Below are 23,103 nucleotides of genomic sequence, written 5' to 3' on the forward strand. Positions count from 1 at the left end.
TCAGGTGTTAGTGTCCTTACGGACGTGGGGGTTCAAGTCCCCCCCCTCGCACCAATATTCTTCCCTCTCCCGACGTTATCCTCTCAGCTTGATATCCACCATCATCAGCATTATCCCACCAATCAATGCAACGCACGATGGCAGCAGGATAAAATGGCGCAGTTGACGATGCCATATCATCACCGCGGACATCAGCATGCCCACCGCGACCAGCGTCCGCCATACGTCAGCCGACACCCCGGCATACCCGAGAGCGACAATCAGCGCGCCGGGAACGACGACTGCCCAACCGCTTCCTAATGCTCGCAGCAGCATGGTTTTACCTCTCACAACGATAATGATAACCAATATCATATGATAATTTTTATCATTTGTCATTTGCAAAGTGCTCTGTGCCTTATTCTTTACGTTCGCGGTAATGACATACATTCATGAAGGTGATAAATTAAGCGGATTATCGATATATATTAAATATTTTTCTTATTTTGCAAATAACCTTTTTTTGCACATTGTTATCAGACTCTTCATTTTTGGCTTTCATCATTTTGAAATTTAACGACTAATAATGATTCTTCCGATATGACTGCACAAACCTGGCGAGCACATTACGCACAAAAATATCAATATTCCTTACGGCTTTTTTTACTGCTTAATTTCATTTCTTCCTCTCTGTCGCTGGTCACCCCCCTATTTACGGTAGTTCGTTTCACGCTGCCCTGCGCCCTGATCGTGGCCTGCAGCGGGTTGCTGCTACTCTGGCACTGGAAATGGCCGCAATCGAAAATAAATATTTCCGCTATCTCGTTGTTATTTGGCATGCTATGGGCATGGCACGTAGTGACAAAGGCGATGCTATTGACACCGCCGCATTTTAACTATCTGGTGATCGCCCTATTAAGCATTCTGTTTATCGGCACCATCGCTTTTTCCAATAATATCACTGCCTTTACCCTCCACTCTTTACCGACTTTCCTTGCCTGCCTGATAATGGCGGAGGGAGAACAATGGTTGCGCATGACTTACTGTTTTATGCTGCCTATTGCCGGTATTACCCTGCAAAATATTATCCAGAAGCGCAGCGATGCCTTTACACAAGGATTGATGGATAAACTGATGCAGGAACGCAACACCCTCAACGATCTCAGTATGCTGGATCCCCTGACCGGTTTGTATAATCGCCGCGGACTGCAGAATCGCCTCGATACCCTGCTGGCGCTGGACGGCGATAACCACTTCGTGCTGCTCCTCGATATCGATCATTTCAAAGCCTATAACGATCACTACGGTCATATGATGGGCGATCAGGCGCTCATTCGCGTCTCTGCTGCCATTCGTAACGCCGTACGCTCGCGCGATATTGTCGCCCGCTTTGGTGGAGAGGAGTTTATGGTGCTGCTGACCAATAGCAGCGAAGAAACGGCCTGGCAGGCTGCCGAACGAATTCGACAGCGGGTCTATGACCTGAAAATCCCGCATATGTTTAATGAGAGCGTCGCCACCAACGTGACCATCAGTATTGGTCTGACGCCGCTCATTGATGACAATATTGAGCAAGCGCTGGCGCGAGCCGATGGCGCACTCTATGAAGCTAAAAATAAAGGCCGCAACATTATTTTGGCCAGTTAACCCGCGCGCGCTGCGGCATCGTGGCGCCGACAAAATTCTTGCCATGCCGCCTGCAAACAACTAATATCAGGAATCATTATCATTTAGATTTGTATCTGGAAATCGAATGGCCTGGCGTTCCCTTCCTCTCAGCGATGAACTTATCTGGCGGGCCCCTTTGCCGACGGCTGAGCGCGCCCTGGCGGAGAGTATTCGGGAAAAAATCGCCACCCTGCGCCCCCATCTGCTCGATTTCCTGCGCCTGGATGAATCCGCTCCCGGTCACGCGTTGACGCTCGCCGAGTGGTCGCAACCCACCGCCTTACGCTCCCTGTTGGCCACTTATTCCGATCATATCTATCGTCATCAGCCAACGCTGACACGGGAACAGAAACCTCTGCTCTCGCTCTGGGCGCAATGGTATATCGGTCTGCTGGTGCCGCCGCTGATGCTGGCGTTGCTCAATGAACCACAGGGTCTCAGCCTGGCGCCGGAACATTTCCACGTCGAATTTCACGAAAGCGGCCGGGCGGCCTGTTTCTGGATTGATGTCCATAGTGATGCAGGCATCGAGAGACTGTCACCGCTGTCGCGGATGGATGCCCTGGTGACGCGCACCCTGCAGCCGGTTATTGAGGCGCTGGAAGCGACGGGCGAAATCAATGGCAAGCTTATCTGGAGCAATACAGGCTATCTGATTAACTGGTATCTTGGGGAAATGCGCGCGCTGCTGGGGGATGAGCAGCTTGCCGCCCTGCGCCAGCACTGTTTCTTTGAAAAACAACTCGCCGATGGTCAGGATAACCCACTATGGCGAACGGTCGTGCTGCGTGAAGGGCAGTTAGTCCGACGCACCTGCTGTCAGCGCTATCGCCTGCCGGACGTCCAACAGTGCGGCGACTGCACGTTAAAATAACGCCCTGTTCCCAATAAGCTACGGGCAGCCTGTGGCCGCCCGGTCACTATTTATGCGGTCTGCTGACTCTCCTGTTCCGCCCGTTCGGCCTCTTCCGCTTCCTGAGCAAGCAGCTGTTTCTCATACACCTTAAAGAACGGGAAGTAGATAATCGCCGACACGCAGGCCAGAACGATGACCAGAATTGCCGCCCGGAAATCCCAGCCCAGCGCCCAGGCACCGCCAATCGGCGCCGGCGCCGTCCACGGCACCACGGAGATGACGCGGCCGATCAGATCCAGCTTCATTGCCGCCCAGGCCAGTACCGCATTCACCATCGGCGCCAGCAGGAACGGAATAAAGAACACCGGATTCATGACAATAGGCGTCCCAAAGATGACCGGCTCGTTAATGTTAAACAGGCTTGGCACCACGCTCAAACGACCAATGGAGCGCAAATGCGCTGAACGACTGCGCAGATAGCAGAACACCAGCCCCATGGTGGCACCAGAACCTCCGACCACGATAAAGAAGGTCCAGAACGCCTCCATAAAGATATGCGGCAGAGGTGCGCCCTGGGCCAGCGCCTGCTGGTTCATACCGAGGTTGGTCAGCCAGAACATCTGCAGCATCCCGGAAACGATCGCCGCACCGTGGATCCCGGCAAACCACAGCAGGTGGCCGATGAGAACCGCCAACAGGATCGCCGGCAGGGAATCGGCCGCCGAAACCAGCGGTTTGAAAATCGCCATAATGGCCTGCGGGATCAGCATGTCAAAATGGTGTTGAATAAACAGGCTCAGCGGATAGAGCGTTAGCACAACCACCAGCACGGGGATCAACAGATCAAAGGAATTTTTGATCATCGGAGGGACCTGATCCGGTAGACGGATACCGATGTTATGTGCCTTGAGAAAACGCATCATCTCCACACAGTAGATCGCCACCAGAATGGCGGTAAAGATCCCTGTTCCGCCGAGGCTATCCACCGGCAGCGTGCCATTCGTCTTCGGCGCGGCAATCAGTAAAAAGGCCATGATCGACAGCATCGCGCACATAAAGGGATCGAGCTGATTGGATTTCTCGTAGTGCTTACCGAGGTTGTAAGAGATTGCCGCGCAGATGTAGATCGACATGATCCCCATTGTCATATCAAAGGGGGTCAGAATGCGCCCCTCGAACTCTTTTGCCAGATCCAGCCAGGCGCGGGCGAAACCCCAGGTGGTATCCGGGGAAAAAGGAGGATAAGCAAACACCAGCAGAAACGATCCGACGATCATAAACGGCATCGCGGAGATAAAACCGTCACGGATAGCCATGACGTGACGCTGCGATGAGATCCGCCCTGCTATGGGGCTTATGTAATTTTCTACAAAGCGAAATATCAAATTAAACGCAGCATGGTTAGCAGACATAGTAGCCCTCCTGACAGGCTATTGATACTGGCCCAACAACGATTACCCTGCCGTTACGATGACCGCTTTTTGATGCAGCAGGCCGCGGGTGGATCACCGGCTATACTGCTCATAACACAACGATTCATACACGGCTCTTTTGTTATAAATAAAAGGAGAAGTGACTGTTCCAGTATTCATCTCAATGCAGATAACCGCAACCGGTTACAGTAACCGGTTACGGTGAATGTGAAGGAGATCGACAAAATAGAAAGAATCTGGATTGTCCGCGCCGATATTTACACTCCGCCAGGCTTGTGACAGATTTAACCAGGCTTAAATCAGGAGAATCCAATGAGTCTGCAGTCTGTACGGCAGTTCTTTGCCGAACACGCCCCCGATATCGAAATTATTGAGTTAAACCAGAGTACCGCCACCGTGGCGCTCGCCGCTGCCGCGCACAACGTTGAGCCGGGACAAATAGCCAAAACGCTGTCGCTCAAGATCAAAGATAAAATTGTACTGATCGTCGCCAGGGGCGATGCGCGGCTGGATAATAAAAAGCTGAAAGAAACCTTTGGCGCAAAAGCGCGTATGTTGAGCAGCGATGAGGTGGTGACCTGGACCGGCCATCCGGTCGGCGGCGTGTGCCCGTTTGGTCTGGAAAATCCGCTGGACGTCTTCTGTGACGTCTCGCTCAGGCACTATCAGGAGGTACTACCCGCAGCGGGGGCTATTCACAGCGCCGTTCGCATCGAACCAGAACGAATGGCGCAGCTCACCGACGCAACATGGGTAGACGTATGCATATAGCCGCGTTATGCCACCTGTTTAACGGCGCTGGTCGGGCCGTTTATCGGTAAATGCAGCAAGATATCCGCCGCGTTTAATAAACCAATGTCAGAGCGAACCCCGAGCTTGGTCATGGCGTTGAACTTATGCGCGCGGATGGTTTTAATGTTCCGGTTCAGCTGCACCGCAATTTCCGAAAGCGAATATCCCCACGACATATACCGAAGAATAGCGTGCTCCGTCGGACTTAGCGGATCGTTGCATGCCTCTCTGCCGCAAAAATGCTCTTTGCCGGCGAGGGAATGATTATCCAGCAGCTGTAACAAATGCTCCTGCAACCCGCGTCGCGGCGCAGATTTATTTAATATACCGTGCAGGCAGGACGGCATTAAATGGCCGATCAGGCGCATTTCGCTTTCATTATTAGCCAGAATAATCGTTTGGACTTCCGGTCGAATCCTCGCCATCTCGTGAAGAAAAAGCAGGCTCTCGGCTCTGGACGAACGACTCCCTGAAAGTGAAAAGATCATTGCTGACCATGGGAAAGACGCTTCCACCGCCCTGAGCAAATTGATATTTTTAAAAAAATGAATGCGGTATTGGCTGTTATCTTCACGGCTAAAGATATAGCGCCAGGCCATTTCCGTCATCACACATTTTTCTACGATGGCGACATGACGGGTTGTGCTTTTTTTTTCCATTCCATTTGCTCCCCGTAAGCTGAATTGATATTCAGCTCTTGCATTCCCTGTGCGCTGTTGATCCAGGCATACATTTCAGCGTTGCTGCGTAGCGATAAGCGACGCATTGCGCTATTTTTCTGCGCGCTGATCGTCTTATTGCTCTTTTTCAACAGCGCGGCGATCTGGTTAATTCCCCATCCCTTCGCCAGAAGGCGCAGAACTTTTCGCTCTGACAGGGTCAGCATCGCCGCAGAGTGGTAGCTTGCGAAATCGCTGTCCTCATTCCCGGTAAACAGCGTACGGCTAATCTGCTCAGCCGCACGGCTACCAGCACAAATCACCTCAATCAGCCGGTTTACCGGCTCGCTCTCGGAGATGAGCGAGCTTTCGGGACGAATTAATAGCTCAACGGCTAATGGATAGAGGCTGTCGCTGACCATAAAAACCCAGTGAATATCACGATACTGGGTCATGAGGGAGTAATAACGCTCGCAGACGGCCCGGGGTTGCGCAATCTCGCCGGAGATATCCGCGACAACCAGCACCGCCCGCCGCAGTTGTAAAAGGGTGAGCTCATCATGAGAGCGACAAAAACTGAGTTCGTAATCCGGGAGGTTCTCATTGAAGATCACCTTTAACCCTGACTGCATGACGGGGATTTTACTAATAACGACGCCAAACTTACCTTGTCCTGGTAACATAACACCTCCGCTTCCTGTCGAAGTTCCTTCGCTTGCCCGTAAACGTTCGGCGAGTGACTCGATCGCCATACCATTTACTGGATGAATATTAAAAGCATATTCATGGCCCGCGTACACGATATACTGAATGACCGAACCGTGGTCATACCGTGTAAATATTATTCCTGTGTATACTTGCGATGAATATTAGCACAGACGCCTCTGCGCTAATAAATTAGAAAAGATAAAACTATTATTTAGCAAAAATAATTTCAGGCTTGAAAATTATGAAGCATTCTCTTTAATTGCTTCTCTAAATGCTTTAGGCGACATGCCACTGTAGCGGCGGAAAAAGCGAGAAAAATAGGCGGCGTCGCTAAAACCCAAATAATCAGAGAGTTGCGTTACCGTCATGCGAGTGTACTGCAGGTTACGCCGCGCCTCAAGCATCAGTCGCTGATGCAGTACCCCGAGAGCGCTACAGCCATAGAACTCGCGACATAAATAGTTTAAATGCGTGACCGACAGCCCAATCAACTTCGCATACTCCGCCAGCGGGAGATGCTGCCGGTAGTGGCTCTCAATAAGCCGGGAAAAATGACGCATCATACTGCGCTTTCGCTCCGCTTTGTCTTCCGCGGGCGGTGCGGGGCGGCACTGCCGGTTCAGCCAGACCAGCAGCGTCCCCAGCAGCGAATAAAGCATCATTTCCCGTGCGTCATGATCGGCACTGTACTCCTCGCGAAGCGCTGAAAACAGCGTATGCATACGCCCCCGGGAACGCCCCACCGGCAGACACTGCGCTACGCTAAGCACATCCAGCGGCCGGCCGAACTGATTTTCAAAGCGGCTCAGCAGCGGCAGCGCCAGGGAGAGCACAAATCCGTGCGTCCCGGGTGAAAAATGAAAGCCATGAATGCAGAGGGCGGGCACCACCTGGATGCAGGATTCCGTCATCACCGCAGTGGTGCCTTCAATTTCGATCTCCGCCCGACCTTTGTGCAGATAGAGGAGCTGGACCATTTCGGCGTGCTGGTGGACACGAATATGCCACTGATACAGGCTGCTGCGCTGCAAAATCGATTCGCAGTGCAGCAGGTCCGGCGTCGGCCAGCCGCGCTCCTCGCCATAGAGCTTAAATACCGGAACAGTTTGGACGGGCGACATAGTTACTCCTGTTCAGTCAGACGACGCGCTCCATGGGCAGGCCCACGTAGTTTTCCGCGATGGTGGTCAGCCCAGCGCGCGAGCCCAGATAGTAGCGGCGATCGGCCGCCTGCATTTTGGCGTCGAATTCGTTCTGCTGCGGGAAATCGTGCAGCAGGCGGGTCATGAACCAGCTAAAGCGTTCCCCTTTCCAGACCCGATCCAGCGCCAGTCGCGAATAGGTCGCGAGCAGATCGCTCCGGCCATGATGGTAGTATTCGCGAAGGATCCGCCACAGATAGTTCACGTCCGATGCCGCCAGGTTCAACCCTTTAGCGCCGGTCGGCGGTACGATATGCGCGGCATCCCCCACCAGAAACAATCGCCCATATTGCATCGGCTCTACGACGAAGCTGCGCAAGGGAGCGATGCTTTTCTCAAGTGAGTGACCAGTCACTAACTTTGATGATAGATCCGCCGGCAATCGGCATTTCAACTCCTGCCAGAAGCGTTCGTCCGACCAGTCTTCCACTTTATCGCTCAGCGGAACCTGCAGATAGTAGCGGCTGCGAGTAAGTGAGCGCTGACTACATAAAACGAATCCCCGCTGATGATGCGCATAGATCAGCTCCGGATTGACCGGCGGCGTATCCGCCAGCAGGCCTAACCAGCCGAACGGCCAGACGCTCTCGTAAGTCTTGAGGATGTCAGCGGGAATACTTTGCCGCGACACGCCATGGAACCCGTCGCAACCGGCGATAAAGTCACACTCCAGGCGACAGAATTCTCCTTCGCTAAGATAGGTGATCGTCGGCCGGTCGCTTTTCGCGTCATGGATAGTCACTTCGCTCACGCCGTACACGATCGGCGCGTCGCTGGCGGCCCGGGCAGCCATCAGATCGCGGGTCACTTCAGTCTGGCCGTAAACCATCACGCTCTTGCCGTCGGTCAGCTCGCTCAGTGAGACGGGCACCCGCTGGCCGTCAAAGAGAAACTCCACCCCATGATGCACCAGGCCTTCGACGTCCATTCGCTGCGCCACGCCCGCTTCGCGAAGCAGATCGACGGTACCGCTTTCCAGAATTCCCGCGCGGATGCGCCCCAGCACATACTGCGGCGTTTGACGCTCAAGAATGACCGTGTGGATGCCGGCGTTGTGCAGGAGCTGCCCCAGCAGCAGTCCGGAAGGGCCAGCGCCAATAATCGCGACCTGTGTTTTCATAGGATTGTCTCACTTTTGCAGGGTTAATTATTTGTATATTTTTTGTTTGATAAAAGTGCTTTCCTGCATTTTTGATAAGTCAGACGGGAAAAAGAAGGGATGAATGGCGACAAAAATTGCACTTTTCACCAAACTGGAAAAAGTGTGGGAAGCTTCAAATTCTGCCCCTCCGGCGGGCGGGAAATTTTTGCACATTATTTGATCCCACCCCCCTCAGCCGCCCAGGCGCTTCAGGTTAAAGTATCGGCAGATACCAGGCGTCGCGGACAGCAGAGGAAATATGCAGGTTGATCGGGCACAGCAGCGGGCAATCACACGATTATGCATCCAGTGTGGTCTTTTTTTGTTACAGCACGGCGCCGAAAGCGCGTTGGTGGAAGAGCTTTCAACGCGTCTTGGGCTGGCGCTGGGGATGGACAGCGTCGAAAGCGCCATCTCCTCCAACGCTATCGTCCTGACCACCATTAAGAATGGCGAATGTCTTACCTCAACGCGTAAGAATGTCGACCGCGGCATTAATATGCATGTGGTGACGGAAGTGCAGCATATCGTGATCCTCGCCGAGCATAAGCTGCTGGACTATCGCGACGTCGAGAAGCGCTTCGCGCAGATTAAGCCCCTGCGCTATCCCCGCTGGTTGCTGGTGATCATGGTGGGCCTCTCCTGCGCTTGTTTCTGTAAACTGAATAACGGCGGCTGGGATGGAGCGCTGGTCAGCTTCTGCGCCAGCACGGTGGCCATGTACATTCGCCAGGTGCTGACCCACCGTTCCATGCATCCGCAGATCAACTTCTGCATCACCGCCTTTGTGGCCACCACGATCTCCGGGCTGCTGCTGCGCCTCCCTACCTTTGCCAGCACCCCGACCATTGCCATGGCCGCCAGCGTCCTGCTGCTGGTCCCGGGCTTTCCGCTGATCAACGCCGTCGCCGATATGTTTAAAGGGCATATTAATACCGGCCTCGCCCGCTGGGCGATCGCCAGCCTGTTAACCCTTGCCACCTGCATTGGCGTAGTGATGGCAATGACCGTATGGGGGCTGCGGGGATGGGCATAATTTCGTTTATTTTCGCGCTGGCGGAAGACATGCTGCTGGCGGCGATCCCTGCCGTCGGGTTTGCGATGGTCTTTAATGTCCCGCGGCGCGCCCTGCGCTGGTGCGCGCTGCTGGGGGCCATCGGCCACGGTTCGCGCATGGTCATGATGAGCGCCGGTTTTAACATTGAATGGGCCACGTTCCTCGCCGCCCTGCTGGTGGGCTGCATCGGTATCCAGTGGTCGCGCTGGTATCTGGCGCATCCGAAGATTTTTACCGTTGCCGCCGTGATCCCGATGTTTCCCGGTATTTCCGCTTACACTGCGATGATCTCCGCGGTAAAAATCAGTCATTTTGGCTATTCTGAAGAGATGATGATTTTGCTGCTGAGCAATTTTTTAAAGGCCTCTTCAATCGTGGGCGCCCTCTCCATCGGCCTGTCGATACCCGGTCTGTGGCTGTATCGTAAGCGCCCTCGCGTCTAACCCCGGCGTCGCGGTAAAGCCGCGACGCTCCTTCCGCGACGGGCTCTGTGCTACTATGTGCAGATCACCCCACTCTTTGCAGTTCAGAGTTGAGATAGAGTTATGTCTTCGCGAATTTTAACCTCCCATTTTAGCGGCCTGGAAGAGTTCCTCCAGCAGCACGCGGCGCTGCTGGCGAAATCGACTGACGGCACTGTCGCCGTTTTTGCCAACAACGCCCCGGCGTTCTATGCGCTGACCCCAGACCGGCTGGCGCAGCTGCTGGAACTGGAAGCCAGGCTGGCGCGCCCCGGCAGCGACATCGCGCTTGACCCGCAGTTTTTCGACGAGCCCGCGGCGGCGCCCGTTGCGGTGCCGATGGGCAAATTTGCCATGTATGCGGCCTGGCAGCCGGACGCCGACTTTCAGCGTCTGGCCGCGCTGTGGGGCATCGCCCTGAGCCAGCCGGTCACCCCGGAAGAGCTGGCCGCTTTTGTCGCTTACTGGCAGGCGGAAGGTAAAGTGTTTCACCACGTGCAGTGGCAGCAGAAACTGGCTCGCAGCGTGCAAATCAGCCGCGCCAGCAACGGCGGGCAGCCGAAGCGCGATGTGAACAGCGTGAGCGAACCCGACAGTCATATTCCGCGAGGTTTCCGAGGATGAGCATGAAAAACGTTGGCGATCTGATGAAGCGCCTGCAGAAAATGATGCCGGCTCATATCGAACCGGCGTTTAAAACCGGCGAAGAGCTGCTGGCCTGGCAAAAAGAGCAAGGCAAGCTGCGTTCCGAAGCGCTGGAGCGGGAGAACCGCGCGATGAAAATGCAGCGCACCTTTAACCGCTCGGGGATCCGCCCCCTGCATCAGAACTGCTCCTTTGATAACTATCGCGTCGAGTGCGAGGGGCAGATGAACGCCCTCGCCCGGGCGCGTCAGTACGTGGAGGAGTTTGATGGCAATATCGCCAGCTTTATCTTCTCCGGCAAACCGGGCACCGGTAAAAACCACCTCGCGGCTGCTATCTGCAACGAACTGCTGCTGCGCGGGAAATCGGTCTTAATTATCACCGTGGCTGATATTATGTCAGCCATGAAAGATACCTTCGGCAATCGGGAGACGAGCGAAGAGCAATTACTGAGCGATCTCAGCAAGGTCGATCTTCTGGTGATTGATGAAATTGGTATGCAGACGGAGTCTCGCTATGAAAAGGTCATTATCAATCAGATAGTTGACCGCCGCTCTTCCTCCAAACGGCCTACCGGTATGCTAACCAACAGTAATATGGAAGAGATGAATAAGCTGCTCGGCGAACGGGTGATGGACCGTATGCGCCTGGGCAACAGCCTGTGGGTTATCTTCAACTGGGAAAGTTACCGGCACCGCGTCACCGGCAAGGAGTATTAAGAGATTTCCGGACAACGGCGGCGTTATACTAAAGTGATTCTTCAGTCACGCTTATGAGTCCGTCTATGAAATCGTTAAAAAATGGCTTACTTGCCGCGCTTACCCTCAGCGCATTTACCCTCTCCGGGGCCCACGCTGCCTCCTGGCAGGATTCTCTCAACAGCGCCGCCAGCCAGCTCAGCGGCGGCAGCACCCAGGCTGGCAGCGGCGGCATGTCCGTCTCCTCGCTAACCAGCCTGCTCAGTGGCAGCAGCCAGTCGCTGACCGCCAGCAGCATGAATAATGCGGCCGGGATCTTGTCATATTGCGCACAACAGAAGCTGGCCTCCGTGACCAGCGCCGATAACGTCAAAAACCAGGTGCTGGATAAACTAGGACTCAGCACGCCGGAAAAACAGAAACAAGACACCAACTATCTCGATGGCCTGCAGGGGTTGCTCAACAGTAATAACGGCCAGCAGCTGGACCTGAATACGCTTGGCAACAGCTCGCTGGCGAAACAGGTGAAAACCAAAGCCTGCGATCTGGTCTTAAAACAGGGCGTTAACTTCCTCTCCTGATACGTACTGCTAATGCCGCGTTTGTCGCCTTCGCGACGGCAGCGCGGCCTGAAACGGCTTTTTTCTCCTTTTTCTCCTTGCGCTTCCCCGCCACGCCGGCTGCGACGCCGATCAAAAAAAGCAACTTCTAAACCAATTCTGAATAACTGCACACTTTCATGACGCTAGAATTGCAGCAAGATGGCGCTGCAATTACAGTGTGGCTTGAAAAGTAATCTGTTCTGCCAGCCGATAACTGGCGTTAATGAGGATGAGCTGTGTCAGAGTTGTTATCCATCGCCTTATTTTTAGCTTCGGTGGCGCTTTATGCCTGGAAAGCGGGTCGTAACACCTGGTGGTTTGCCGCCACGCTCACGGTGTTAGGCCTGTTCGTGGTGCTGAATATCACCCTCTACGCCAGCGACTACTTTACCGGCGACGGCATCAACGACGCGGTACTCTACACTCTGACCAACAGCCTGACCGGCGCCGGGATCGGCAAATACATTCTGCCGGGCGTCGGCGTGGCCGTCGCGCTGGTTGCCGTTTTTGGCGCCCTGGGGTGGGTGCTGCGCCGCCGTCGGCATCATCCTCATCACGTCGGCTACAGCCTGGCGGCGCTGCTGCTGGCGCTGGCCTCGGTCGACGCCAGCCCGGCCTTCCATCAAATCAGCGAGCTGGTGAAATCGCAATCACGGGAAGGAGACCCGGACTTTGCCGCGTACTACAAAGAACCGTCGAAGCGTATCGACAATCCGCAGCTGAATCTGGTCTATATCTATGGCGAAAGCCTTGAGCGCACCTATTTTGATAACGATGCGTTCCCCAACCTCACCCCTGAGCTTGGCAGAATTAAAGATGAGGGCATTGATTTCAGCAATACCATGCAGCTGCCGGGGACCGATTACACCATCGCCGGCATGGTCGCGTCACAGTGCGGCATTCCGCTGTTTGCGCCGTTTGAAGGCAACGCTTCGGCCTCCGTATCCAGCTTCTTTCCGCAGAATATCTGCCTTGGCGATATCCTGAAAAACTCCGGTTACGAAAACTATTTTGTGCAGGGAGCTAACCTGCGCTTTGCTGGCAAAGACGTCTTTCTCAAGTCCCACGGCTTCGATCACCTGTTCGGGGCGGAAGAGCTCAAAACCACGGTAGCGGATCCCGCCTACCGCAACGACTGGGGCTTCTATGACGACACGGTACTTGAGGAGACGTGGAAAAAATTCGAAGAGCTGTCGCAGTCCGGAAAACGCTTTTCGCTGTTCGCCCTGACGGTGGACACCCACCATCCCGACGGCTTTATTTCGCGCACCTGCGAGCGTAAACGCTATGACGTGGACGGTAAGAAAAACCTCTCCTTTAGCGCCGTTAGCTGCAGCCAGGAACATATCGCCGCGCTAATCGAGAAGATCAAAGCCTCTCCCTATTTCAAAAACACGGTCATCGTGGTCTCTTCCGACCACCTGGCCATGAAGAACAGCGCCTGGGATTACCTCAACAAGCACGATCGCAGCAATTTGTTCTTTGTCCTGCGCGGCGATCGGCCGCAGCAGGAGACCCTGGCAGTGAAACGCAACACCATGGATAACGGTGCGACGGTGCTGGATATTCTCGGTGGCGATAACTATATCGGCCTCGGGCGCAGCAGTCTCTCTGGCCAGTCGCTCTCCGGTATTTTCATCAATATGAAAGAGAAGATCCTGGCCTGGAAACCCGACGTGATCCGCCTGTGGAACTTCCCGAAAGAGATTAAAAACTTCACCATCGACTCGCAGAAGAACATGATCGCCTTCTCCGGCAGCCATTTCCGTCTGCCGCTGCTGCTCCGGGTGTCGGATCAGCGCGTTGAACCGCTGCCGGAGAGCGAATACTCGGCGCCGCTGCGCTTCCAGCTGGCCGATTTCGCACCGCGGGATAATTTCGTGTGGGTCGATCGCTGCTATAAAATGGGCCAGCTGTGGTCTCCTGAGCTGGCGCTCTCCACCGACTGGTGCGTCTCGCAGGGCCAGCTCGGGGGTGAGCAGAAGGTTCAGCACGTTGATAAGCCACAGTGGAAAGGCAAGACCGCCTTCAGGGACACCCTTATCGATATGGAGCGCTATAAGGGCAACGTCGATACGCTGAAAGTTGTCGACAACGATATTCGCTATAAGGCCGACAGCTTCGTGTTTAACGTTGCCGGCGCGCCGGAAGAGGTGAAACAGTTTAGCGGCATTTCGCGCCCCGAGTCCTGGGGTCGGTGGTCCAATGCCCAGCTGGGCAGCGACGTGAAGATTGAATATAAAGAGCCGCTGCCGGAGAAATTTGATCTGGTGATCACCGCCAAAGCCTACGGTCCCAATGCCAATAAGCCGATCCCGGTGCGGGTTGGTCAAAGTGAGCAAGTGCTTACTCTGGTCAATGATGTGACCACCACGACGCTGCATTTCGACAACCCGACGCGCAGCAACACGCTGACCATCACTCCGCCGGACCCGCAGTCCACCAACGAGGGCAATATCCTCGGCCACTCCCCGCGTCAGCTGGGGATCGGTATGGTGGAGATCAAAGTGGTGAAAAGCGAAGGTTAAAGCCACCTTGCCCGGCGGGTTTTGGCGCCGGGCAACGGTTTGGGTGGCGGGGTGTTAGCAATACAGCGGCTTGAGCTCGTCAGCCGACAGTCCGGTAATCTTCTGTACCGTCTCTTTGTCGAGGCCATTCTGTAACATGCTGCCGGCAATGCGCAGCGCCTCACGCCGGCTCCCTTCCTGTAAGCCCTCAAGGCGCCCTTCCTGTCGGCCCTCATGCCGACCTTCCTGTCGACCTTCCTGCTTAAGCTTTTGCGCGATAGACATCAATGTCTCCTCATACTGTGGCAGACGGCGGGCCAGCCGGCGGAGAAACACGCCCGGCTCGGCCGTGTTACCGTACTGCAGCATATAGTGAAACAGCATTCTCAACTGCCGGGGGCTAGTGTATCCCAGCATCACCACGGCCGCCAACGACTCCGTTATGCCGCTGAGATCGCGCTGGCGAATATGCTTTTGCATCAGCTCCAGCAGGGCGACCCGCCGATGCTGCACGATTTCATCGTCCGGCATGACCGTGACGTCGATCAATGGAAACTGACTGCCGTACAGCCTCTTCGCCAGCTGCGGGTCGGCAAATTCATCCAGCCAGTTGAGGGAAAAAGGATACGGACTGGTTGCGCCGTGATAAAACAGCATCGGCACCACCAGCGGCAGCGTTTTGTGCCCGGCGTCGAGGTGTCGCTGCATCGCGGCAATCGCATAGCGCATCAGACGAAAAGCCATATGGTTGTCCGGCGAGCTCTGATGCTCTATCACCACGTAAATATATCCCGCCCCGCAGGTGGTCCGCACCGACCACAGCACGTCCGAATACCAGGCGCGCAGATCCTCATCGATAAAACTCGCCGATTGCAGCCTCAGGGTAGCGAAATCGCACCGCTGGCGGATCGCTTCGGGAAGATAGAGCATGAGGAAATCATTCGCTGTCTCCGGGTGGCGAAGAAATCGTTTAAAGACCGCATCATGCGGCGTTGAGGTCATCCGTTTTTTCATGGCCATCCGCTTGCCTGAAAGAGAAGGAAAGCCGGACTCTACCACCGGTTTTTACCCGGCTGGATTTGACGATGATTTTCTGGGAAGCGCCTCGGAGAATAGCGGAGCGGCCAGTCTGACTGGCCGCCATGGGCAAGATTTAGTAATCAAACTGCCGGTAATAACGGCGGATATTCAGGTCGTGGCCGGTATGGTGCTCAAAGTGGGCCGCCAGCCGGTCCACCAGCAGAGTGGACACCACGCACGGCGCCATAATCCAGCGGAACGCATCATCAATGCCGTTCAGCGGATAGTCGCGTGGGTCGATCACCACCAGATGGTCAGTTATCTTTTCGGCAAAGCGTTCGACGCGCTCGTCCAGCGCCCGGCATTTCCCCTCGCCCTTCACCAGAAACAACGGGACCTCTTTTTCCAGCAGCTCCAGGGTGCCGTGGAAAAATTCAGCCGAGCTTACCGACTTCGTCCGCTTCCACTGCATCTCTTCGAGAATACACATCGAGAACAGGTAGACCTCACCCCACATTTCCGCGCCGCCAATCCACATCATATAGTCGCTGTCATGGTATTGCGCGGCAATTTTATCCGCCTGCGGATCGAACTGGCGCTTGGCCTCTAGCAGATTTTCCGGCAGCAATTCCAGCTGGCTGGCAAAACGCGCATATTCAGCAAACTCACCATGACGATAAATGACGCGGAAGAATAACCAGTACAGCAGCATATATTCATATTCCACGCCGTTCTTGTGGCACATCGGAATATGCCAGCTGGCGGCGGCAGCCAATGGCGAATCGGCATGACGGGTAATGGCTACCACGCGTATCCCCTGCGCCTTGCACCATTCGGCAATGGCCACCGACTCTTTGGTATCGCCGGATTTAGAGAGCGTGACGACAACCGCCTCTTTATTTAATTTTTTATGCCCGCGATGGATTAATTCCGCCGCCTGCTCAAGATAAACCGGCACGCTGGTTAATTCTTTGGCAAACTCATTAATAGCCATCATCGGGGCCAGGGAACCGCCAACCGAGGCAAAAAATAATGCGCTGCAGCCGCTGTCATAAATAGCGTCGGCCACGGTTTCAGCCTGTTTACGCGCAGCGATGATCTCGCGAGCACTGGTCAGGTACTCGTCCTGATTAAAACCCAACATAGTTTTCTCCTGAATAATCAGATTTTACTTTTTAAGACGCGGTCAAAATCGTCGAAAATACGTTTAGCCAGATCGATGCCTTTCAGTCCTGCGGTATGCCAGGCGAACATCTGCACTGGGACAATCAGCAACAGCGGCGCCAGGTGATGCTCGCACGGGCAGTTTAGCGCCAGCGTTTGTTCATCCTCTTCGTCGCTCAACGTCAGGGTAAAGGCCCGGGCAATGGACGGCGCCATATAGTCGCGCAGCGCCCGGGTTCGCCCGTCCGGCGTATCTTCAATAAACAGCATCACATGGCGGGCATTGGCTTCCAGATAGGGGCCGTGCATATAGGCTTCCAGCTCAAAGCCGCTGGAAGGCACGCGCACCGTCTCGGTAAATTTGGTTTCGAACTCTTTCGCCACGCCAACCAGCGCGCCATAGCCGGTGGCGACAAAGCGCTCGCCGCGCCGCAGCGTTTCGCTATGCCGATCGATAAAGCGCGAAGTGCGGGCGATAACCTCCGGGATCGCCGCCGCCAGCCGCTGGAATTCGGCAAGATAGTGCTGCTCCTCGGCTTCGCTGGCCTTCCCCTGGCTGCGGGCAATCATCAGCGCTATCAGCAGCAAATTGAGCACCGTCGCGCTAAAGCCGCGGGTGACAAACCCTACGCTCTCGATCCCGGTATTGATATCCAGCACGCCATCGCAGGCGCGCCCGGTCGGGCTTTGCGGGTCGGAGGTCAGGGCAAATACCGGCAGTCCTGAGGACTGTACCTTACGCATCGCCTCCAGCGTCGACGCGCTTTTTCCGCTCTGTGAAATCGCCACCACCAGATCGGTATGCGGGTCGATAGCTTCGTAATGGGTAAAGTTGTACGGCTCTTTAATGTCAACCAGCACGCCGAAGCGTTGTTCAAAGAAATAGCGCGCGCACAGCGCAGCGTTCAACGACGATCCGGTCGCCAGCAGCAAAATTCGGCGTACCGGGTGCTGGCGGGCAAAGGTCTCAATCGCCGCCAGCTTTTGCCGGTAGTCGCGCAGGATCTGCGCCAGACAGGCCGGCTCTTCGCTGATATAGGTCATCATTGTTGGTTGCATAGCTCACTCCCGTTAAAACAATCCGATCCACGAACCCAGAATGCCCACCAGCGCCATTCCGCCGATAATAGAGAGCGGTTTAACCTTGCGCCCAAGCAGCCAGTAGACGATGCCGAAACTCACCAGCGGCAGCATGCAGGGCAGAATGTCGTTGATGATGTCCTGCACCTGGGTTTTGGCCTCCCCGGCGCCAAAGGAGACAGGGATGGTGATATCGATCATTGAGGCGGTCATCGCCCCGACCACCATCAGGCCGATAATCGATGCCCCGTAGGTCAGGCTCTCCATCATTCCGCTCTTCTGGATCCGCTGCAGGACGCCGGTGCCCAGCACGTAGCCCCAGCGGGTAAAGCACCAGCGCGCCAGAATGTGCGGCACGTTAAATACCAGCAGAAACAGGATTGGCCCGAGAATATTGCCTTTTAGCGCCAGGCTGGTGCCGATACCGGTGGCGATCAGGCGCAGCGTCCCCCAGAAAAAGGAATCTCCCAGCCCGGCCAGCGGCCCCATCAGCGAAGCTTTGACGTTATCAATGGCATTGGCATCCATATTTTTCTGCTGGCTATTTTTCTCCTCCATCGCCGTCGTGATCCCCAGCAGCAGGGTGACGATATGCGGCGTGGTATTGAAGAACACCAGATGGCGTTTCAACGCCCCGGCCAGCTCCTCTTTGCACGGATAGAGCTTCTTCAGCACCGGGATCAGCGCGTAAACAAAGGCGAGATTCATCTGTCGCTCATAGTTCCACGAGAACTCCATCTGGAAGGAGCGCCAGAACACCCGGCGTAAATCACGCGGCGTAATTCGCGTTTCTTCCTGCTCCTGCGGCTGCAGGGTCTCTTCAGAAATCATCTTCGTCGTCATCGCTGACTCCTTGTTCTGTCGTGGTACGAGGTGCGCTAAATGCGGTGACGTTAACCATCACCACCGCCACGATGGCGCCGAGAATGGCGATACCGGTCACCGGGATTTTCAAATAGGCCATCAATACAAAGCCGAGGAAAAAGTACGGCGCCACTTTCTTGTTAATCAGCAACCTGGCGAGCATCGCGAAGCCGAGAGCCGGAATGATCCCGGTGGCTACGCTAAGCCCGTGTTTGATAAATTCCGGGATCGCATCGAGCAGAGATTTCACCGCGTTGCTGCCCACCAGGAATGAGACGGTCACCACCGTGGCAAGCATTAGCGACAGGCCGAATCCGGCGATCAAATGCATCCGCTCAATGCCGCGCGTATCCGCCCGTTCCGCATAGCCGTCCGCTTTCTGGCTGAGCAACGGAATGAACATCCCCAGATAAACGTTTTTCAGGATCAGGGTCAGGGTGGCGATAGGCAGGCCGAGCAACAGCGCCGTTTCCGTGCCCGCGCCGGAGGTGATAGCGAACGCCACGCCGAGAATACCGCCGGTCACCACGTCGGGCGGGATCGAGGCGCCAACGGAGAACGAGCCGATAAACGCCAGCTCTAGCGTCGCGCCCATGATGACGCCGGTCTGCACATCCCCCAGCACCAGACCGGTCAGCAGCCCGGTGACGATAGGCCGGGAAATCAGCGACGTCCCTAAGGCATATTCCGATTGCGCGATAAACGCCACCAGACCCAGTAAGAGAGCCTCTACCATAATCTGTCCTCCGGAATTACACGCATTCCGTAAAAAGCTGTTTGCGATCGTTCGGGACCTGGCGAATTTCCACCTCGACGCCTTTGCCCACCAGTTGTTGTAACTGCTCTATTTCCTCCGGCAGTAAATTAATCGCCTTAGAAATATTTTTACTGCCCTCTTTGGCCTTAATCCCACCGAGATTAATACTTTTTATTTCCTCAACGGCGCTGGCAATACGCCAGGCGTCATTGACCGATTCCACAACAATAAATAAATTATATTTATCGGTAACCCCACTTGTTATCGCTTCAATAGAATCATTTATATTTTTAATCACCAGCTTTACCGAGGGTGGTTTAGCAAGCTTAATGGTGGTTTTCCGAAGTTCATCCTCAGGGACACTGTCGTTGGCGATTAAAATACAATCGGCACCGACATATTGGGTCCAGGAAAAGGCTACCTGGCCGTGAAGTAATCGATGGTCAACCCTTAATAACGTAATCATCATGCATCCTCATTTCAGAAGTCTTTATCCATAGTCATCGCCCCGGCAATACTCTGATTGCAGTACTGAATGCTCTCTTTGGCGTTGATTAATGCTTCAGAAATTAATTTTTCGGTATTCTCTTCCGCTGCAGAAATAAGCAGGTCAATAATTAACGGTAGATTTAACCCAGATAATAAATGAAAGTGCGGGCGCGATAAAAAACGCACAAACTCATTATTGACGCTACCGGCGAAAATATCCGTAATCACTATCAGCTCATCCTGCGCCGGGAAACGCGCCAGCAGCGCCTCCACCTGCTGCGTCAGATCGACCTCCTCTTCTACATAGGCGCACAGAGTATGAATATCCGGCTGTTTACCGAGGATCAGCTCCACAGAGTTCAACAAACCGTTAGCAAAGGTGCCGTGGCTGGCAAAAATATAGTGTCGTTTCATCCTTACCTCGAAAGCGCATTCCACTGCTTTCTTAATTGCAACCGACGTGCCAGAAACAGTGGCGCGTCGGCTAACGTAAGGATAAAAGGGGGAGAAGCGTTAAAACTCTTGATCTTCCTGAATAAATTCCGTTTCCCGCGTCAGGATGTCCTGAATGTAATAGAGCTCGACAACGGGAATTTTGACACTATATCCGCTCTCTATGACACTAAAGGCCTCGCGCAGCGTAGCCAGCTCGCGCTCCGGACACTGCTTTCCCGAATAATGGGTTGGGGAAGCGTGGCGAATTAACCGCTCTATCAGACAGCTGATGTGCACATACAGCGCTACCTTACGTTCGTTGGGCACCTCGTACCCGGCCAGATGCTCATAGCGCAGCAAAAACTGCTCAACCTGGTTGATCACCTTCGCGGTATCAAGGATCGTCACCGACTCAATCACTCGCCGCAGCGAGAAGTTTTTCAGGATCAGGTTGTTGATCTCGCTAACCTGCTCCGCCGTCGCCAGTTCGCCGAAGATACGCATCAGCGGGCGACTTCCTTCGCCGGAAATCAGCGAATCCAGCGAGATCCACGGGAGATCGGCAAGATGCGGATCGAGGGTGCCGACGATCGCCAGCACCTCGTAGCGGCTGAGCATCGGCTCCCGCCGCGCGGGATCGGCAAGGGTCTCCACATCGCAGGCCACAATATCAATGCCAAGCGCTTCAGGGATGCTGGCTTTTAACAGCGCCGACAGGTTCGCCGCCGCGCCCAGTCCGGTGGCGCAGGTGGTCAAAATCGCCCGCGGTTTATCGGCCTGCGGGTAATAGAGTTGGTGCTCAACCGCAAGATCATCGCCGATCTCGCGGACGATATCTTCCAGCATATCGCCGTGCAAAATCCGCTCCCCGACGTACATCGCCATGCCGGTGGAGACATTGTTAATAATCGCCACCGGCGTGTTCAGACGACGATTAAAATGGCTGTGAATAGCGTTCAGGGATCCCATATCGACCAAAATGATCAGCCCTGACGCCAGCGAGTGGCGCTCAATGTAGGCCATCACCTGATTAGCGATAGCCTCCGGCGTCACGTCGAGCGGCATGTCGAATGACTCAAACAGCGGGCTTTTCAGCAAGCGGTTCGCCACGCTGGCAATGCTGCTGGCGGTGGCGTAACCGTGAGCGAGAATAATCGCCCGGGTCACCTGCTGCTGGCTAATAGCGCCATTTTTCTGGAACCACAGCACCAGCAACAGCAGGTCAATACGTTGGGGCTCAATATCCAGCTTTAGCGCCAGCGCGTCGAGGATCGCTTCGCAAAAGCGATACAGCAGCGGGAATTTGTTTGCCAGAAAATCCGCCAGCAGACGGATTTTCTCATTGCTCATCGTTGACGGCGCCTGACGGGAACGATGGATCAGGTAGTGGCTCAGGGCGTAAAGACAGTTACCGTTAAACTGGATATTGAAGCGTTTTTCCAGGCGATAATACTCCTCCCGCACCTGATGGGCGATCAGCAGCAACATCTGCGAGCTACTGGCATCCTGGTTATCAAAGATCAGCCGATCGAAGAGGGTTTCAATCTCCTCCCCCATGCTTCTTTGCGCCTCTTCCCAGACCGTTTTTTTATTCAGCACCGCTTCATGCAGCGCCAAAATCCGACACTGAACGTCATAGATCAGCCCCTGAACCGGGTCGCGCGCCCGCAGCAGCCAGACCAGGCTGGTCTGCGGCTCGATTAGCAGCGGCTCCTGCTGGCCCATCGCTTCACTGAGCGCCGGCGTCGCCGCCATGATCGTTTCCGGCAGATCGTGCAGCGTCACGGTCAGCATCTCGCTGCCCGGAGACCTGGCCCAGGCTGATGCCACGGCGTACTTCACCACATTCTTCAGTTCGCCGACGTTGCCCCGATAAACGTACTGCGTCAGGACCTGCAAAAGCCGCGGCGTTAGCTGCAGCCGGGCGGCCAGCGTCCGTGCTTCCTGCCAGAAAAACTGCAGCGTTAGCGCCTCCTTCTCCTCGCGGCTGCGGTGTTGAAGATCGGGCAAGCTGACCAGGATCGGAATACGACGAAGAAAGGTGGTCAGAAAAGTGCTGTGAATCTCTTCGGTGGTGGCAAACACCAGCCGCAGCGAAATCGGCAGGCCTTGAGCGGTCTCCCCCACCCGGTAGATCTCCTTGCGATCCAGCCAGGTGAACAGCTTCTCCTGCCCCTGAGCATCCAGGCGGTGGACCTCGTCGAGAAACAGCATCCCGCCGTTTGCCGCCTCGAACGCCCCGGCTTTATCGCTCTGCGCGCCGGTAAACGCGCCTTTGACGTAGCCGAACAGGTTGGCGGCCAGCAGCTCCGGATTACTGGCATACTGCGCGCAGTTGAAGCTCACGAAGGGCGCATCGGGCGCCAGCAGGCCCTGGGCGATCGCGAACTCGTGCATCAGCTCCGCCATATAGCTTTTACCGGTCCCGCTGTCGCCGGTGATCAGCAGCGGTAGCCCGCCGTTGGGATAAAACAGCGCGGTTTTCATCTGCTCAATCGGTTTACGCAGGCTGCCGTCATGCCCGGTCAGCAACGAAAAATGGTCCGCCTGTTCCGGCTGGCGGTCACTCTCCGCGAGCAGCTCCGCCATGCTGGCGTACTCGCTGCGGGAAAGGGGGAAGAACTGCTGGCAGAAGGCTTTTTTATGCAGAAAATAGACCGGCCGGGTGTTGATCTTCACCAGCACGTCCTGGGCGACCAGCTGATTGAGATAATGGCTGGCGGTATTTCTTTGCATCGCGAATCGCTGAGCCAGCCAGCTGGCGGTGAACACTTCGCTCAGGTTATCCGGATCGAAAAAATCGGTCTGATTTTGCAAAAAAGCCAACAGTTCCGTTTTACGCATTACATCCCCCTCGTCGCCATTACGAAGAGATATGATGCGACA

Annotated in this window: 24 protein-coding genes; 10 read left to right on the plus strand and 14 right to left on the minus strand. The window is 55.1% G+C overall.

The genetic code is table 11. From position 1 onward, the window contains the following. Positions 1-75: 75 nt before the first annotated feature. Positions 76-315 carry a DUF1435 domain-containing protein gene (locus tag ABLV64_RS14980; RefSeq protein ID WP_004886500.1) on the minus strand — a complete coding sequence of 80 codons (240 nt, stop codon included), beginning with the start codon at positions 313-315 and terminating at the stop codon, positions 76-78. A gap of 70 nt (positions 316-385) precedes the next feature. On the opposite strand from ABLV64_RS14980, the gene ABLV64_RS14985 reads away from it, so the two are divergent. From ABLV64_RS14985 to fhuF, 3 genes are all read left to right on the plus strand, one after another. Then, on the plus strand, positions 386-556 hold the full coding sequence (locus ABLV64_RS14985) for a hypothetical protein (RefSeq protein ID WP_072096669.1): 171 nt from the start codon (positions 386-388) through the stop codon (positions 554-556). 23 nt (positions 557-579) lie between these two features. Further along, positions 580-1,626: a diguanylate cyclase gene (locus ABLV64_RS14990; RefSeq protein ID WP_004886496.1), complete on the plus strand. Its 1,047-nt coding sequence runs from the start codon at positions 580-582 to the stop codon at positions 1,624-1,626. Positions 1,627-1,732: 106 nt separating this feature from the next. Further along, positions 1,733-2,521 carry a siderophore-iron reductase FhuF gene (gene fhuF / locus ABLV64_RS14995; protein ID WP_023319688.1) on the plus strand — a complete coding sequence of 263 codons (789 nt, stop codon included), beginning with the start codon at positions 1,733-1,735 and terminating at the stop codon, positions 2,519-2,521. 50 nt (positions 2,522-2,571) lie between these two features. On the opposite strand, the gene ABLV64_RS15000 is transcribed toward fhuF, so the two are convergent. Then, positions 2,572-3,915, minus strand: a complete 1,344-nt coding sequence (locus ABLV64_RS15000) for a PTS cellobiose transporter subunit IIC (protein WP_002887650.1) — start codon at positions 3,913-3,915, stop codon at positions 2,572-2,574. A gap of 333 nt (positions 3,916-4,248) precedes the next feature. On the opposite strand from ABLV64_RS15000, the gene ABLV64_RS15005 reads away from it, so the two are divergent. After that, positions 4,249-4,707, plus strand: coding sequence for a YbaK/EbsC family protein (locus tag ABLV64_RS15005; RefSeq protein WP_004886490.1), 459 nt, complete (start codon positions 4,249-4,251; stop codon positions 4,705-4,707). Positions 4,708-4,712: 5 nt separating this feature from the next. Here ABLV64_RS15005 and bglJ read toward each other — a convergent pair whose 3' ends face one another. From bglJ to pobA, 4 genes are all read right to left on the minus strand, one after another. Further along, positions 4,713-5,387: a DNA-binding transcriptional activator BglJ gene (bglJ, locus tag ABLV64_RS15010; RefSeq protein WP_114465221.1), complete on the minus strand. Its 675-nt coding sequence runs from the start codon at positions 5,385-5,387 to the stop codon at positions 4,713-4,715. Then, positions 5,348-6,070 carry a response regulator transcription factor gene (locus tag ABLV64_RS15015; RefSeq protein WP_135731549.1) on the minus strand — a complete coding sequence of 241 codons (723 nt, stop codon included), beginning with the start codon at positions 6,068-6,070 and terminating at the stop codon, positions 5,348-5,350. The genes bglJ and ABLV64_RS15015 overlap by 40 nt, the downstream gene beginning before the upstream one ends. Before the next feature lie 264 nt (positions 6,071-6,334). After that, positions 6,335-7,216, minus strand: a complete 882-nt coding sequence (locus ABLV64_RS15020) for a helix-turn-helix domain-containing protein (RefSeq protein ID WP_023319686.1) — start codon at positions 7,214-7,216, stop codon at positions 6,335-6,337. Positions 7,217-7,232: 16 nt separating this feature from the next. Beyond that, on the minus strand, positions 7,233-8,417 hold the full coding sequence (pobA, locus tag ABLV64_RS15025) for a 4-hydroxybenzoate 3-monooxygenase (RefSeq protein WP_032455518.1): 1,185 nt from the start codon (positions 8,415-8,417) through the stop codon (positions 7,233-7,235). A gap of 280 nt (positions 8,418-8,697) precedes the next feature. On the opposite strand from pobA, the gene ABLV64_RS15030 reads away from it, so the two are divergent. The 6 genes from ABLV64_RS15030 (at position 8,698) to opgB (ending at position 14,429) form a co-directional block, all read left to right on the plus strand. Beyond that, positions 8,698-9,474 (plus strand): threonine/serine exporter ThrE family protein, encoded by a 777-nt coding sequence (locus ABLV64_RS15030; protein ID WP_348843301.1) that lies wholly within the window; start codon positions 8,698-8,700, stop codon positions 9,472-9,474. Then, entirely contained in the window at positions 9,465-9,938 is a 474-nt protein-coding gene (locus ABLV64_RS15035; RefSeq protein WP_032455516.1) for a threonine/serine exporter, read from the plus strand. Before ABLV64_RS15030 ends, ABLV64_RS15035 begins: the two co-directional genes overlap by 10 nt. 102 nt (positions 9,939-10,040) lie before the next feature. Then, positions 10,041-10,580, plus strand: a complete 540-nt coding sequence (gene dnaT / locus ABLV64_RS15040) for a primosomal protein DnaT (RefSeq protein WP_017899103.1) — start codon at positions 10,041-10,043, stop codon at positions 10,578-10,580. Between the two features lie 2 nt (positions 10,581-10,582). Continuing rightward, positions 10,583-11,320 carry a DNA replication protein DnaC gene (gene dnaC, locus ABLV64_RS15045; protein WP_025999144.1) on the plus strand — a complete coding sequence of 246 codons (738 nt, stop codon included), beginning with the start codon at positions 10,583-10,585 and terminating at the stop codon, positions 11,318-11,320. Between the two features lie 65 nt (positions 11,321-11,385). Next, complete coding sequence (locus ABLV64_RS15050; RefSeq protein ID WP_004886462.1) at positions 11,386-11,880, plus strand: DUF2501 domain-containing protein; 495 nt, start codon at positions 11,386-11,388, stop codon at positions 11,878-11,880. Between the two features lie 257 nt (positions 11,881-12,137). Continuing rightward, positions 12,138-14,429, plus strand: coding sequence for a phosphatidylglycerol--membrane-oligosaccharide glycerophosphotransferase (opgB, locus tag ABLV64_RS15055; protein WP_017899105.1), 2,292 nt, complete (start codon positions 12,138-12,140; stop codon positions 14,427-14,429). Between the two features lie 54 nt (positions 14,430-14,483). On the opposite strand, the gene ABLV64_RS15060 is transcribed toward opgB, so the two are convergent. The 8 genes from ABLV64_RS15060 to ABLV64_RS15095 all read right to left on the minus strand — a co-directional run bounded on the left by ABLV64_RS15060 (position 14,484) and on the right by ABLV64_RS15095 (position 23,061). Next, a complete protein-coding gene (locus ABLV64_RS15060) occupies positions 14,484-15,428 on the minus strand; it encodes an Rpn family recombination-promoting nuclease/putative transposase (protein ID WP_348843302.1) in 945 nt (314 codons plus the stop codon). Positions 15,429-15,561: 133 nt separating this feature from the next. Beyond that, positions 15,562-16,572 (minus strand): SIS domain-containing protein, encoded by a 1,011-nt coding sequence (locus ABLV64_RS15065; RefSeq protein ID WP_180405071.1) that lies wholly within the window; start codon positions 16,570-16,572, stop codon positions 15,562-15,564. Between the two features lie 17 nt (positions 16,573-16,589). Continuing rightward, the gene (locus tag ABLV64_RS15070; RefSeq protein WP_231792807.1) at positions 16,590-17,651 is read right to left on the minus strand and encodes an SIS domain-containing protein; all 1,062 of its coding nucleotides are present in this window, start codon (positions 17,649-17,651) and stop codon (positions 16,590-16,592) included. Between the two features lie 12 nt (positions 17,652-17,663). Then, a complete protein-coding gene (locus ABLV64_RS15075) occupies positions 17,664-18,515 on the minus strand; it encodes a PTS system mannose/fructose/sorbose family transporter subunit IID (RefSeq protein WP_049004608.1) in 852 nt (283 codons plus the stop codon). Next, positions 18,493-19,272, minus strand: a complete 780-nt coding sequence (locus ABLV64_RS15080) for a PTS mannose/fructose/sorbose/N-acetylgalactosamine transporter subunit IIC (RefSeq protein ID WP_004886445.1) — start codon at positions 19,270-19,272, stop codon at positions 18,493-18,495. The genes ABLV64_RS15075 and ABLV64_RS15080 overlap by 23 nt, the downstream gene beginning before the upstream one ends. A gap of 16 nt (positions 19,273-19,288) precedes the next feature. Beyond that, positions 19,289-19,759 carry a PTS sugar transporter subunit IIB gene (locus ABLV64_RS15085; RefSeq protein WP_004886443.1) on the minus strand — a complete coding sequence of 157 codons (471 nt, stop codon included), beginning with the start codon at positions 19,757-19,759 and terminating at the stop codon, positions 19,289-19,291. Positions 19,760-19,773: 14 nt separating this feature from the next. After that, positions 19,774-20,196 (minus strand): PTS sugar transporter subunit IIA, encoded by a 423-nt coding sequence (locus ABLV64_RS15090; protein WP_004886440.1) that lies wholly within the window; start codon positions 20,194-20,196, stop codon positions 19,774-19,776. Positions 20,197-20,295: 99 nt separating this feature from the next. Further along, positions 20,296-23,061, minus strand: a complete 2,766-nt coding sequence (locus ABLV64_RS15095; RefSeq protein WP_348843303.1) for a sigma 54-interacting transcriptional regulator — start codon at positions 23,059-23,061, stop codon at positions 20,296-20,298. Positions 23,062-23,103 lie beyond the last annotated feature (42 nt).

Origin of the sequence: Klebsiella sp. JB_Kp031 (assembly GCF_040064295.1) — a bacterium.
Taxonomy (GTDB): Bacteria; Pseudomonadota; Gammaproteobacteria; order Enterobacterales; family Enterobacteriaceae; genus Klebsiella; species Klebsiella quasipneumoniae.

Excerpts from the sequence above, each read along its gene's own strand:
- ABLV64_RS14980 (WP_004886500.1), bottom strand. The coding sequence starts at position 315 with ATGCTGCTGCGAGCATTAGGAAGCGGTTGGGCAGTCGTCGTTCCCGGC.
- ABLV64_RS14990 (WP_004886496.1), top strand. The coding sequence starts at position 580 with ATGACTGCACAAACCTGGCGAGCACATTACGCACAAAAATATCAATAT.
- fhuF (WP_023319688.1), top strand. The coding sequence starts at position 1,733 with ATGGCCTGGCGTTCCCTTCCTCTCAGCGATGAACTTATCTGGCGGGCC.
- ABLV64_RS15000 (WP_002887650.1), bottom strand. The coding sequence starts at position 3,915 with ATGTCTGCTAACCATGCTGCGTTTAATTTGATATTTCGCTTTGTAGAA.
- ABLV64_RS15005 (WP_004886490.1), top strand. The coding sequence starts at position 4,249 with ATGAGTCTGCAGTCTGTACGGCAGTTCTTTGCCGAACACGCCCCCGAT.
- bglJ (WP_114465221.1), bottom strand. The coding sequence starts at position 5,387 with ATGGAAAAAAAAAGCACAACCCGTCATGTCGCCATCGTAGAAAAATGT.
- ABLV64_RS15015 (WP_135731549.1), bottom strand. The coding sequence starts at position 6,070 with ATGTTACCAGGACAAGGTAAGTTTGGCGTCGTTATTAGTAAAATCCCC.
- ABLV64_RS15020 (WP_023319686.1), bottom strand. The coding sequence starts at position 7,216 with ATGTCGCCCGTCCAAACTGTTCCGGTATTTAAGCTCTATGGCGAGGAG.
- pobA (WP_032455518.1), bottom strand. The coding sequence starts at position 8,417 with ATGAAAACACAGGTCGCGATTATTGGCGCTGGCCCTTCCGGACTGCTG.
- ABLV64_RS15030 (WP_348843301.1), top strand. The coding sequence starts at position 8,698 with ATGCAGGTTGATCGGGCACAGCAGCGGGCAATCACACGATTATGCATC.
- ABLV64_RS15035 (WP_032455516.1), top strand. The coding sequence starts at position 9,465 with ATGGGCATAATTTCGTTTATTTTCGCGCTGGCGGAAGACATGCTGCTG.
- dnaT (WP_017899103.1), top strand. The coding sequence starts at position 10,041 with ATGTCTTCGCGAATTTTAACCTCCCATTTTAGCGGCCTGGAAGAGTTC.
- dnaC (WP_025999144.1), top strand. The coding sequence starts at position 10,583 with ATGAAAAACGTTGGCGATCTGATGAAGCGCCTGCAGAAAATGATGCCG.
- ABLV64_RS15050 (WP_004886462.1), top strand. The coding sequence starts at position 11,386 with ATGAAATCGTTAAAAAATGGCTTACTTGCCGCGCTTACCCTCAGCGCA.
- ABLV64_RS15060 (WP_348843302.1), bottom strand. The coding sequence starts at position 15,428 with ATGGCCATGAAAAAACGGATGACCTCAACGCCGCATGATGCGGTCTTT.
- ABLV64_RS15065 (WP_180405071.1), bottom strand. The coding sequence starts at position 16,572 with ATGTTGGGTTTTAATCAGGACGAGTACCTGACCAGTGCTCGCGAGATC.
- ABLV64_RS15070 (WP_231792807.1), bottom strand. The coding sequence starts at position 17,651 with ATGCAACCAACAATGATGACCTATATCAGCGAAGAGCCGGCCTGTCTG.
- ABLV64_RS15075 (WP_049004608.1), bottom strand. The coding sequence starts at position 18,515 with ATGACGACGAAGATGATTTCTGAAGAGACCCTGCAGCCGCAGGAGCAG.
- ABLV64_RS15080 (WP_004886445.1), bottom strand. The coding sequence starts at position 19,272 with ATGGTAGAGGCTCTCTTACTGGGTCTGGTGGCGTTTATCGCGCAATCG.
- ABLV64_RS15085 (WP_004886443.1), bottom strand. The coding sequence starts at position 19,759 with ATGATTACGTTATTAAGGGTTGACCATCGATTACTTCACGGCCAGGTA.
- ABLV64_RS15090 (WP_004886440.1), bottom strand. The coding sequence starts at position 20,196 with ATGAAACGACACTATATTTTTGCCAGCCACGGCACCTTTGCTAACGGT.
- ABLV64_RS15095 (WP_348843303.1), bottom strand. The coding sequence starts at position 23,061 with ATGCGTAAAACGGAACTGTTGGCTTTTTTGCAAAATCAGACCGATTTT.